Below are 10,405 nucleotides of genomic sequence, written 5' to 3'. Positions count from 1 at the left end.
GGCCGGGTAAGCGGCAGGACGACCAGGAAGAAGCTGCGGAACGGCCCGCAGCCGTCGATCCGGGCGGCCTCCTCCAGTTCGCGCGGCAGGCCGCGCATGAACTGCACGATGAGGAAGACGAAGAAGGCCTCCGTGGCCAGGAACTTCGGCAGGATCAGCGGCCAGTAGGTGTTCACCATGCCGAGCTGGTTGAAGATGATGTATTGCGGGATCAGGACCGCGTGGTGCGGCAGCATGATCGTCGCGATCATGAAGGCGAACAGCGGGCCGCGGAAGCGGAAACGCAGCCGTGCGAAGGCGTAGGCGGCAAGGGAGCAGCTCAGTACGTTGCCGAGGACCGCGCCGCCCGCGATGAGGAGGGAGTTGGTGAGCAGCCGCCCGACCGACACGTCATCCACGCCGTCGAGGGCGGTGGAGTAGTTAGACCACTCCAGCTTGCCCGGCAGCAGGTTCAGGCTGGCGATCACCTCGTCGGCGGGCTTGAGCGAGGTGGCGAGCAGCCAGGCCAGCGGATAGAGCATGACCAGGAGCGCGGCCAGGCATCCGGCGTGCAGGGCGATGCGGCGCCAGGGGACGGGCCGCCGGCCCGCGGTGGTGCCGGTGGTGGTGGCAGTGCTGGTGGTCATCGCTCCCCCTCGTTCGCGTAGAAGACCCAGGAGCGCGAGGTGCGGAAGAGCACCGCGGTCACGGCTCCGATGGCGATCAGCAGGACCCAGGCCATGGCGGAGGCGTAGCCCATGTGCGAGGCGACGAAGCCGCGGTCGTAGAGGTAGAGCGTGTAGAAGAGGGTGGAGTCCGCGGGGCCGCCCTTGCCGCCGCTGACCGCGAAGGCGGGGGTGAAGACCTGGAAGGCCTGGATGGTCTGGAGCACCAGGTTGAAGAAGAGGACGGGCGACAGCATCGGCAGCGTGATGGAGAGGAACTGCCGCCTGCGGCTCGCCCCGTCCACCGCCGCGGCTTCGTAGAGCTCGGCGGGTATCTGCTGCAGCCCCGCCAGGAAGATCACCATGGGGGCGCCGAACTGCCACACCGTCAGGAGCGCCACGGCGAACAGCGCCCAGCCGGGCTTGTTGACCCAGCCGCCGGTGTGGATGCCGATGTCGGAGAGGAGGTTGTCGACGGTGCCGCCGTCGTTGAACACCGCCCGCCACACCAGGGCGATCGACATGGAGGCGCCCAGCAGCGAGGGGGCGTAGAAGGCGGACCGGTAGAACGCCTTGCCGCGCCGCATGGACTTCAGGGCAAGGGCGACGGCCAGGGCGAGCGCCAGTTGCAGCGGCACGGCGATCACGACGTACGTCAGGGTCGCGCCGACCGAGCGCCAGTAGCGCGGGTCCTCGGTGAACATCTGCACGTAGTTGCGCAGGCCCACCCAGCGCGGGGCGTTGAACAAGTCGTAGTCGGTGAAGGACAGATACAGCGAGACGGCCATCGGAAGGAGCGTCAGAACGACGGCGCCGAGCACCCAGGGCGAGAGGAACACCCAGGCGGCGCCTTCGCGTTCGCGCTTCCCCCGTGGCTTGCGCGAGGGCTCGGGGCTCTTGACGCGGGCGGCCTTCGCGGGTATGTCGGTGGTGGTCATGAGCGCACCTCCGCCTTCGCCTCGGTGATGAAGTCCTCCGCGGCCTCGCGGGGTGACATCTGCTCGAAGGACACCTGGTCGTAGTCACGCCCGAAGGTGGTCTGCAGGGCGTTGTCGCCGGAGGGCGGCGCCTGCGGCGGCGCTTCGAGCTTGCCGTCGACGGAGTCCTGGTAGTCGGCGACGGTCTTGTCGAAGTCCACGAGTTCCGGGCCGATGGCGGCGCGGATCGGCTCGTTGACCGGGATGCCGCGGGAGGCGCCGAGGATCTTCGCCGCCTTCTCGTCATTGATCATGAAGTCGATGAACTGCGCGGACTCCTCCGGGTGTTCGCTGGTGGCCGCGGCGCCCATGAACATGGAGGGCTTGAAGTACTGGCCGGGTGTGCCGTCCGTACCCGAGGGCATCGGGGCAAGCGTGAGGCCCTCGCCGACGATGGGCGTGTAACCGCTGGACGGCGCATCCCAGTTGAAGTCGGAGATCGCCTTGCCGCGGGCCAGCGGCTGGTTCTCCACCGTCCCGTCGAGCTGGGTGGTCTGCTCGGCGGCCGACACCGCGCCCTCCCGGCGCAGTTTGTCGGTGAAGGTCCACCAGCGGGTCAGGTCATCGGCGGTGAAGCCGAGCTCGCGGTCCTTGGTGTAGAGGGTCTTGCCCTGGCCGCGCAGCCACACCTCGAAGCAGTCCTCGCTCTGCCCGGGGTCCACGGAGCCGGGCTTGCCGGTCTTCTTCGCCAGCTCCCGCATGGCATCGGCCCAGTCCTCCCAGGTCCAGCCGCCCCTCGGGAGCGTCACCCCGGCCGCCTTCCACTGCTTGGCGTCGTAGACGACCGTCTCGGTGCCGCGGCCCTGCGGGATCGCGTATTGGGTGCCGTCCACGACACCGGTGGCCAGGAGCCCGGCGTCGATCTCGTCGGTGCGCAGGGCCTTCTTCTGCTTGCCGAGGTCGAGGAGGATGCCGCCCGAGGCGTACTGGTCGATCTGCCGGTAGTCGAGCTGCATCACGTCGGGGGCGTCGCCGCCCGCCGCCTGCGTGGCGAGCTTCTGCTTGTACGCCTCGTAGCCGGCGAACGAGGTCTGCACCGTGATCCCCGGGTGCTCCTTCTCGAACAGCGCGACGGCTTCCTGGGTACGGGCCGCCCGGTCGGGGTTGCCCCACCAGGTGTAGCGCAGCACGGTCTTGCCGCCGCCGCTCGATTCGTCCGAGCCGCCGCAGCCGGTGAGCAACACGCTGAGCGTGAGCACCGCGGCCGTCACGCAGGACCACTTTGTCCTGTTTCCGGGCATGCCGGTGACACCCTCCTCTCTGGGTTCTTGATGGTGTTCGCGGTGACGCGGGTGGCTACTCGCCGTAGTACGGGAGCGTGGTGCCCGGCAGTTCGTACTCGTCGCGGCGCCCGCACATGCCGTAGCCACCCCGGCGCGACGGCCGGCTGTCGTACGAGCCCGATCCGGCGAGGTAGTCGGGGCTGCCGGATGCGAGGGCATCCAGCTGCGCGCCGGTGCGTTCGGCGGCGGCCAGGGCTCCGGCCTGCCACAGCTCACGCCAGGCGGGGACCTTGTCCCGCACGAGGCGGGCCGCCGCCTGCTGGAACTCCAGGTAGGGGCCGTTGTCCCCGGCCTTGAGCGCCTCGCGCAGCGGCAGGTATCCCTCGACGGCCAGGTCACGGCGTTTGCGCGCGGCGGCCTCCGCCTCCGGGCCCTCCTTGGCGGGGAGCTTCGCCGCGGCGGCGTACCGCTCGGGGTCGGCGAGTACGTCGGGCGGGAAGGTGAAGACGGCGTCCCCGGCCTCGGGCAGGCCGCTGTTCTGCATCAGGACCGTGATCCGCAGGTCGCCGCCCTGCACCATGCGGTGCACGGTGCCGGGCGTGAACCACGCGACCGAGCCCGCCTCCAGGGGGACCTCGCGGTAGCCGTCGGGACTGAGCGTCTGGACGGCGCCGCGCCCGCCGGTGACCACGTACGCCTCGGTGCACACCAGGTGCAGGTGCGGGCTGCCGCCGCAGACGCCGTCGGCGGCCTCCCAGTCGTAGGCGCTCAGGTGCGAGAGGCCGATGGCTCCTGGCAGCGGGTGCGGAAGGCTCGGCAGCGGGTGGGGAGAGCTCACCATGACAGTCCCTTCAAGTGGGTGGCGACGCGGTCGCGGTCCCAGGCGCCGTCGGCAACCACGACGCGGTAGCGGTAGGCGAAGGACGCGCCGGGCGGCAGCGCGAACTCCTCGAAGAACGCCCAGGAGAAGGCGACGGTGGGGATGGGTTCGGAGCGCACGAACCAGTGCGATTCGTGGATCGCGGTCCCTTCCTCCTGGCTCTCGGGGGCGTGCGCGAAGACGAGCGTGGAGTGCGCGTCGACGTCGTCGTGCTCGGCGGTGAAGGCGAGCCAGGGGCCCTGCGTGCCCATCAGTTCACCGGCGTCCTTCTCGTCGCCGGGCCCGAAGGCGGCGCCGCCGGTGAAGTCGCGCGGCCCGCGCCACTGCAGTCCGGTGTAACCGGCCATGTCGCGGCCCGCGGTGGTGGGCGAGCCGAAGTGCAGGGGTTCGTCGCGGATGTTGGTCAGGCGGATCGACCAGTCCAGGGCCCAGGATCCGGCGTCCTCGTCGACCGAGTGGACGGTGATGTCACGTTCCTCCCTGGCCCACTCCTGGCCGCCGTTCTCGACCCAGGTCAGCTCTTCGGTGAGGTGAAAGCGCTCCTCCCCCACGTCCAGGGCCGGGAATCCGTCGTGGCGCATGGAGCCGACCCGCTCCGGCAGGCGCAGGTAACCCTCGCCGTGGACATAGCTGTTGCCGCCCCAGAAGTTCTGCCCCGACAGATGGCTCGCGGTCATCTGCAGGCCCTTGTGCCAGCGGTGGTCGTTGGGCCGGTATCCCGAGACCTGGTTCCCGGCCAGGGTGCGCAGGGGGTGGATGTAGGGCTTGCGGGCCTCGAAGGGGTCGGGGTCCGGGGCGTAGACGTAGCTCAGCAGCTCGACGCCGCCGCCCGAGCGGACCGTGATCCGCTCGCCGTGGGTGTGGGTGACCTGAATCGTCATCGCGCGGGGCTCCAGTCAGGGTGGCTGCCGTGCATGGCCTGGTAGTAGGGGTCGCCTGCGGCGATCTCGCCCGCGTGCACCGGCTTTCCGGTGAACGCCGACTTGTAGAGCGCGGCGGCGAATTCGAGGGTGCGCCGGGCTTCGGTGCCGCTGCCCGGCGGCCGTACGCCCCGCTCGCGGGCGTCGAGGAGCGCACCGAGCTGGGCGGCATGCGAGCTGGGCACGTCGGCGGCGGGGGTGCGCCAGGCATCCGCGCGACCGGGCTCGACGTGCGGGGCGGGGGTGTAGGTCCAGTCGCCGTTGGAGTGGCCGTAGAGGTGGGTGAGTTCGACCGTGGCGTCGTCGCAGTCGATACGGATACGGCTGACCTCGTCCGGGGACAGGACGCTGTTGACGACGGTGGCGAGCGCGCCGCTCTCGAAGCGCACCAAAGCGGTCGAGACGTCCTCGCTCTCGGTGTCGTGGACGAGCCGTGCCGCCATGGCTCGCACCTCGGTCCAGTCGCCGAGCAGATGCAGGAGCAGGTCGAATTGATGAATGCCGTGCCCCATGGTGGGCCCGCCGCCCTCGCTCTCCCACCGGCCGCGCCAGGGCACCGCGTAATAGGCGCTGTCGCGGTGCCAGGTGGTCTGGCAGTGCGCCACGCGGGGCGCGCCGAGCTCGCCGCCGGCGATCAGCTCGCGGGCGTGGACGGCGCCGGAGCCGTAGCGGTGCTGGAAGACGACGGAGGCGTACGTGCCCGATGCCTCCTCGGCGGCGGCGATCTCGTCGTACTCGGCGAGCGAGAGGCACAGCGGCTTCTCGCAGAGCACCCACGCGCCGGCCTTGAGGGCGGCCACGGTCTGGGAGCGGTGCAGGGAGGGCGGGGTGCCGATCAGGACGAGGTCGGGGCGGACTTCGTCGAGCATCGTCTCGTAATCGGCGTAGCCCTCGACGTCCATGCCCAGTGCCCCGGCCTCCGTGCGAAATGCTTCGAGCCTGGCGGGGTCGACGTCGACGGCGGCTCTCAGCTCGACCCGGTCGGAGTGGGCCCGCAGGGCGGGCAGATGACTGCCAGTCACGATGCCACCGGTGCCGACGACGGCGGCCCGTAGACGCGTGGGGGTGGAGGACATACGGTCTCCTCGAACGAGCTTAGAAAGCGCTTGCACTGGGGCCGACCCTAGGCACCGCAGGAATGTCAGGACAAGACCTCGGAGCCGAAAACTGAAACGACTCAACATGTGGACGTCCTGGTCCGGACCGGGCGGGCCCGCGATCGTCGCGGGGCGTTCACCACCTCCGCACGAGGCCGCCATCCGAACGCCGCACTGACCCGTTGCCTCCCCCCTGCCACCCCCTCTCCCCCTGTGTCTCTCCCTACCCCTGCCCGAAGGGAAGCCCGCATGACCCGCATGCCTCCCGACGCCGCGCTCCGTCGCCGCCGCTGTGCAGTGGTGGGACTCGGCGCCCGCGCCCAACTCTTCACCGAGGCGCTCGCCGGCCCCTACGCGGACCAGATCGACCTGGCCGCCTTCTGCGACGTCAACGCGCACCGCATGGCCGTCCACAACACCTGGCTCGCACCCGCCCGCCCCGGCCTACCGCCCGTACCCGCGTATGGTGCGGACGACTTCGCGGAGATGCTGCACCGCGAACGCATCGACCTGGTCGTGGTCTGCACGGTCGACCACCTGCACGACCACTACATCGTGCGCGCGCTCGAAGCGGGCTGCGACGTGATCACCGACAAGCCGATGACCACGACCGCCGAGCGCGCCCGCGGCATCCTGGATACACAGCGCCGCACAGGCGGCGAGGTGCGGGTCGCCTTCAACTACCGCTACAACCCAGTGCATTCGGCCGTACGCGGGCTCCTGGCAGACGGCGCGATCGGCGAGATCGGCTCGGTGCACTTCGAGTGGCTGCTGGACCTACGGCACGGCGCGGACTACTTCCGCCGCTGGCACCGCGACAAGGCCAACTCCGGTGGCCTGATGGTGCACAAGGCCACCCACCACTTCGACCTGGTCAACTGGTGGCTGGGCGCAAGGCCCCAGACCGTCTACGCACAGGGCGGCCTCTTCTTCTACGGCGACGAAGCGGGCACCCGCCGCGGCCTGGCCCGCGACTACGCCCGCGCCCACGGCTCCCCCGCCGCCGAGGGCGACCCCTTCGCGATCCGCCTAGCCGACTCCTCCGTACTGACCGCCCTCTACCTCAACGCGGAGATGGAGGACGGCTACCACCGCGACCAGAACGTGTTCGGCCCAGGTGTGAACATCGAGGACGACATGGCGGTCCTCGTGCGCTACTCCACGGGCGCGACCCTCACGTACCACCTCACGGCGTACGCGCCCTGGGAGGGCTACCGGATCGCTTTCAACGGCAGCGAGGGCCGCGTAGAACTCCTAGTGGAGGAGTCCACCTGGACACGCCCCGACGCACGGACGGACGGCGCGAGCCCCGTCCTGCACGGCGCGGCGGCGGGCGACGAGCCCGGCCGCACCCAACTCCTGCTGCGTCGCTTCTGGGAGGATCCCAGAGAGATCAAGGTGCCCACGGGCGAGGGCGGCCACGGAGGCGGGGACGTACGCATGCTGGCCGACCTCTTCGGCGAACGACCGCCCGGCGACACGGACCGCCTGGGCCGCGCAGCAAACGCCGCCGACGGAGCCCTCTCCCTGGCCACGGGCCTCGCCGCGAACCGCTCCTTCGAAACGGGGTTGCCGGTGGATGCGCGGAGTCTCATGGAAAGGTGAGCTGACGGGGGGCTGTGCCTACTGCGCAGCTCTCCGCTGCGCCAGCACCGGGATCGCCGCGATCTTCTCGGCCGTGAGGTCCTCCCATACCAGGCCGAGTGGCCGTCGCCGCTTAGGGCAGGGGATCACCGTCTCCGGCGTGACGATGTAGTCCACCGAGAAGTCGTGCTCCGTCTCGGGGATGTCGTCCTCGACGACCTGGAGCTCATGCACCGGCGCCACGATCACGGTCTTCTCGGTAACCAGACCGGCCTCGATGAGAAGCGCCACTTCCAGGTCGGAGTACCCGGCACCCTTACCGATACGGGCACCGGAACGGTTCACGGCCACGCTGCCGCAGACGACGATGTCGATCGGTGCAACCTCTTCCACCCCGACGCGCCGGGCGACCCGGGCCGCGCCCTTCTTCTCGGCAGCATCCTCGGGCGAGATGCCGAGCGTCGCGGGATCGAGCAGGTAGAAGGGCTCAGCGCTCGCCATCCTCGGTACGGCCATGTAGACGCGCTTGCCGTCCTTCAGGGCGCGGACACGGACGGGAAGCTGCGCCCAGTCGGGGTTCGCCTTGACGGTCGTGGCTCGCTGCCATTCATCCAGACCGGCCAGTTGATCGGCTGTCCCCTCGGCTCCGTAGAAGCCGGGGATCTTCCCGTACGAGTCAGCCGGTGCGCCACCGCCGTCAATGAGCCGCCGCCACACCCGCTCCCGGACGGCCTGCTTGGCCTGCTCGATCTCTGTCACGCCTCCACCTGTCCTAGATGGCCATGAGCGCGAGCAGCCTGTCGTTGATCTCCTGCGGACCAGACGCGGAGCGTCGTCAGGCCGTGCAGTCATGCCCTGATGCTATGAGCAGCACTGGTCGTTCGTGAAGCGACGCCGTCGCACTGAGGTGCGCATGCCCACAGTTCGACGTCTTCCGGTTCGCGGCCCCTGAAGTGGGTGGTCACTTTGCCGATCGGCCGGTCGGCGTACAACCGGGCGCCGCACAGGGCGCAGGCCCAGCCCTTGAGCTGGTCACCGTTCAGCGTGCGCCAGTCGACGGGCGCGAGGGACGGGGTACTCACCGGGGCCGCCTGCTTTCCGCATTGGCCTTGGCCACCTTCGCCTGGAGTTCCTCGTGCGGGTCGGCCTGCCGCACGCTGCCGTGCTTGGCTTCCCACTCCTTGCCGCCGCCCGGCGGACGCAGGTACACGCACAAGGGGCCCCGCTCCATCACCACCCCGACGCGCCCGGTTGCGGTGTCGACGGCCACGGCCCCGACGTCCGGCACGGCCTTGCTGTCCATGTGCACTCCCGGCGTTGCTGGCGGCGCCCCGCGCACCGCGATGCGGTGGCCTCGGGACGAACGCTAGGGAGACTCCAGGCTCGCGATCCACGAACTTGCAGCAGCTTGCACAGCAATTACTGGCCCAGTTCGGGGCCTTGACGGTTGCCCCGCACGGCAGGACGGTGGTGCAAGTCAGAGCAAGTATCCGGGTGCGGGAGGCTGGCATGGCCGTACAGTTCATCGGCATCGACCCCGATACCGATCGCGATCACTGCCCCACGGTGTGGGTGGACCCCGAGGCCGGCGAACTCCTGCTGCAGGGCTGGAAGCCCGAGCGCCGGACCGAAGCCAAGTGCGAGGCCACCAGCCCGGCCAACGGACCGGTCCCCGACAGCGAGGCGATCATCCGCATCCCGGCCCGCCTGGTGCCCTCGATCAGGAAGGCATGCGATGCCCTCGAGCGCCCCGAGCTTCGCTGAGCTGCTGGCCAACTGCCACCGGAGCGCCGTGCACTTGGAGATGCGTGACAGCTACGCGACGAATGATCGCTTCGAAGCGTGGCAGCGGGGCGCCCGAATCAACTGGGACGACCGCGCATCCTGGTGGCACCCCTACGACCAGCTGATCGCGGACACCGTCGCGCGGGGCGTGTCGATCCGGCGCGCCCGGATCGTGTCGGAGCCGGTGACCGAGTACATCAAATGGGAGCACTACGTCACCCGCGCCAACACAACGGCGGGAGAACAAGTCCGCTGGCTGCCCCGGCGCATGGCCTCAGACCTCGCCCTGTCCGGCAACGACTTCTGGGCCTTCGACAACACACTCCTGCGCATCCACCACTTCTCCGGCGACGGAGCCGTCGTCGAGGACGAGATCACGGACGACCCCGCCACGGTAAAGCTATGCGTCTCGGCATTCGAGGCGGTATGGCAGCGCGCCACCCCGCACGACGACTACCACGTCTGAACCCAGGAGACCCGGACAGCCAGCCCATGCCCACACACCCCTCAGCCCGCGTCCAACAAGCGCGAGAGGCACTCGCCGCGCGCCTGCGCGAGCTGCGCCTGGACGCCGGGATCACCGCACGCGAGCTGGCCACCCGGTGCCAGTGGAGCGAATCCAAGTCCTCGCGCATCGAGCACGCCAAGACCCCTCCCTCGGACGCCGACATCGCCGCCTGGTGCCGCGCCTGCCAGGCCGAGGGCCGGACAGCCGACCTGATCGCGGCCAACCGCCAGGCCGACGCGATGTACGTGGAATGGCGGCGCCTGCAACGCAGCGGACTCCGCCAACTGCAGGAATCCGGCAAGTCCCTGTACCAACGCACCCAACTCTTCCGCGTCTACTGCTCCAACGTGGTCCCCGGATTCCTGCAAAGCCCCGGCTACGCCACCGCATTGCTGTCATCCATCGCGGCGTTCCGGGGCACCCCCGACGACGTCACCGAGGCCGTCACGGCCCGCATGGAACGCTCCCGCGTCGCACACGAGGGAAACCACCGATTCGCCGTCCTGGTAGAGGAAGCCGTCCTGCACTACCGAATCGGCGAAACCGACACGATGGCCGCCCAACTCGGCTCACTCCTCTCCGCCATAGCCCTGCCATCGGTATCCCTCGGCGTAATCCCGCTCAACGCACCCCGCACCATGTGGCCCCTGGAAACCTTCACCATCTTCGACAACGACCGAGTCCACACGGACTCACTCACCGCGGCCGTAACTCTCACACAGCCCACTGAAGTGGCCCTGTACGCCCGGGCATTCGAAGAGCTGGCACAGCTAGCAGTCCACGGCCC

At 69.6% G+C, this 10,405-nt stretch carries 12 protein-coding genes; 4 read left to right on the top strand and 8 right to left on the bottom strand.

Annotated features, from left to right (window positions below; genetic code table 11):
• From ACQKIP_RS22310 to ACQKIP_RS22285, 6 genes are all read right to left on the bottom strand, one after another.
• On the bottom strand, positions 1-626 hold a 626-nt coding region (locus tag ACQKIP_RS22310), incomplete at its 3' end, for a carbohydrate ABC transporter permease (RefSeq protein WP_427743876.1).
• On the bottom strand, positions 623-1,582 hold the full coding sequence (locus ACQKIP_RS22305; RefSeq protein ID WP_365854362.1) for a carbohydrate ABC transporter permease: 960 nt from the start codon (positions 1,580-1,582) through the stop codon (positions 623-625). The genes ACQKIP_RS22305 and ACQKIP_RS22310, both read right to left, overlap by 4 nt.
• Entirely contained in the window at positions 1,579-2,862 is a 1,284-nt protein-coding gene (locus ACQKIP_RS22300; protein WP_365854364.1) for an ABC transporter substrate-binding protein, read from the bottom strand. Before ACQKIP_RS22300 ends, ACQKIP_RS22305 begins: the two co-directional genes overlap by 4 nt.
• 55 nt (positions 2,863-2,917) lie before the next feature.
• Positions 2,918-3,685 (bottom strand): cupin, encoded by a 768-nt coding sequence (locus tag ACQKIP_RS22295; RefSeq protein WP_365854366.1) that lies wholly within the window; start codon positions 3,683-3,685, stop codon positions 2,918-2,920.
• Positions 3,679-4,605 carry a PmoA family protein gene (locus ACQKIP_RS22290; RefSeq protein ID WP_365854368.1) on the bottom strand — a complete coding sequence of 309 codons (927 nt, stop codon included), beginning with the start codon at positions 4,603-4,605 and terminating at the stop codon, positions 3,679-3,681. The genes ACQKIP_RS22295 and ACQKIP_RS22290 overlap by 7 nt, the downstream gene beginning before the upstream one ends.
• Entirely contained in the window at positions 4,602-5,720 is a 1,119-nt protein-coding gene (locus tag ACQKIP_RS22285; RefSeq protein WP_365854370.1) for a Gfo/Idh/MocA family protein, read from the bottom strand. The genes ACQKIP_RS22290 and ACQKIP_RS22285 overlap by 4 nt, the downstream gene beginning before the upstream one ends.
• Positions 5,721-5,999: 279 nt before the next feature.
• Here ACQKIP_RS22285 and ACQKIP_RS22280 point away from each other — a divergent pair, with 279 nt between their 5' ends.
• Positions 6,000-7,346 (top strand): Gfo/Idh/MocA family protein, encoded by a 1,347-nt coding sequence (locus ACQKIP_RS22280; RefSeq protein WP_427743878.1) that lies wholly within the window; start codon positions 6,000-6,002, stop codon positions 7,344-7,346.
• 18 nt (positions 7,347-7,364) lie between these two features.
• On the opposite strand, the gene ACQKIP_RS22275 is transcribed toward ACQKIP_RS22280, so the two are convergent.
• Both ACQKIP_RS22275 and ACQKIP_RS22270 read right to left on the bottom strand, forming a co-directional pair.
• Positions 7,365-8,084, bottom strand: a complete 720-nt coding sequence (locus tag ACQKIP_RS22275; protein WP_365854372.1) for a 5-formyltetrahydrofolate cyclo-ligase — start codon at positions 8,082-8,084, stop codon at positions 7,365-7,367.
• A 319-nt stretch (positions 8,085-8,403) separates the two neighbouring features.
• Positions 8,404-8,628 (bottom strand): hypothetical protein, encoded by a 225-nt coding sequence (locus ACQKIP_RS22270; protein WP_365854374.1) that lies wholly within the window; start codon positions 8,626-8,628, stop codon positions 8,404-8,406.
• 206 nt (positions 8,629-8,834) lie between these two features.
• Here ACQKIP_RS22270 and ACQKIP_RS22265 point away from each other — a divergent pair, with 206 nt between their 5' ends.
• The 3 genes from ACQKIP_RS22265 to ACQKIP_RS22255 all read left to right on the top strand — a co-directional run.
• Positions 8,835-9,089, top strand: coding sequence for a hypothetical protein (locus ACQKIP_RS22265; protein ID WP_365854376.1), 255 nt, complete (start codon positions 8,835-8,837; stop codon positions 9,087-9,089).
• Positions 9,061-9,576, top strand: coding sequence for a DUF6879 family protein (locus ACQKIP_RS22260; protein WP_365854378.1), 516 nt, complete (start codon positions 9,061-9,063; stop codon positions 9,574-9,576). Before ACQKIP_RS22265 ends, ACQKIP_RS22260 begins: the two co-directional genes overlap by 29 nt.
• Before the next feature lie 26 nt (positions 9,577-9,602).
• On the top strand, positions 9,603-10,405 hold an 803-nt coding region (locus ACQKIP_RS22255), incomplete at its 3' end, for a helix-turn-helix domain-containing protein (RefSeq protein ID WP_427743871.1).

Origin of the sequence: Streptomyces sp. NPDC059900 (genome assembly GCF_050270335.1) — a bacterium.
In the GTDB taxonomy this organism is placed as follows: domain Bacteria; phylum Actinomycetota; class Actinomycetes; order Streptomycetales; family Streptomycetaceae; genus Streptomyces.
This window is presented reverse-complemented; position numbering and strand designations above follow the sequence as displayed.

Coding starts and splice junctions, on each gene's coding strand:
- ACQKIP_RS22305 (WP_365854362.1), bottom strand. CDS start 1,582: ATGACCACCACCGACATACCCGCGAAGGCCGCCCGCGTCAAGAGCCCC.
- ACQKIP_RS22300 (WP_365854364.1), bottom strand. CDS start 2,862: ATGCCCGGAAACAGGACAAAGTGGTCCTGCGTGACGGCCGCGGTGCTC.
- ACQKIP_RS22295 (WP_365854366.1), bottom strand. CDS start 3,685: ATGGTGAGCTCTCCCCACCCGCTGCCGAGCCTTCCGCACCCGCTGCCA.
- ACQKIP_RS22290 (WP_365854368.1), bottom strand. CDS start 4,605: ATGACGATTCAGGTCACCCACACCCACGGCGAGCGGATCACGGTCCGC.
- ACQKIP_RS22285 (WP_365854370.1), bottom strand. CDS start 5,720: ATGTCCTCCACCCCCACGCGTCTACGGGCCGCCGTCGTCGGCACCGGT.
- ACQKIP_RS22280 (WP_427743878.1), top strand. CDS start 6,000: ATGCCTCCCGACGCCGCGCTCCGTCGCCGCCGCTGTGCAGTGGTGGGA.
- ACQKIP_RS22270 (WP_365854374.1), bottom strand. CDS start 8,628: ATGGACAGCAAGGCCGTGCCGGACGTCGGGGCCGTGGCCGTCGACACC.
- ACQKIP_RS22265 (WP_365854376.1), top strand. CDS start 8,835: ATGGCCGTACAGTTCATCGGCATCGACCCCGATACCGATCGCGATCAC.
- ACQKIP_RS22260 (WP_365854378.1), top strand. CDS start 9,061: ATGCCCTCGAGCGCCCCGAGCTTCGCTGAGCTGCTGGCCAACTGCCAC.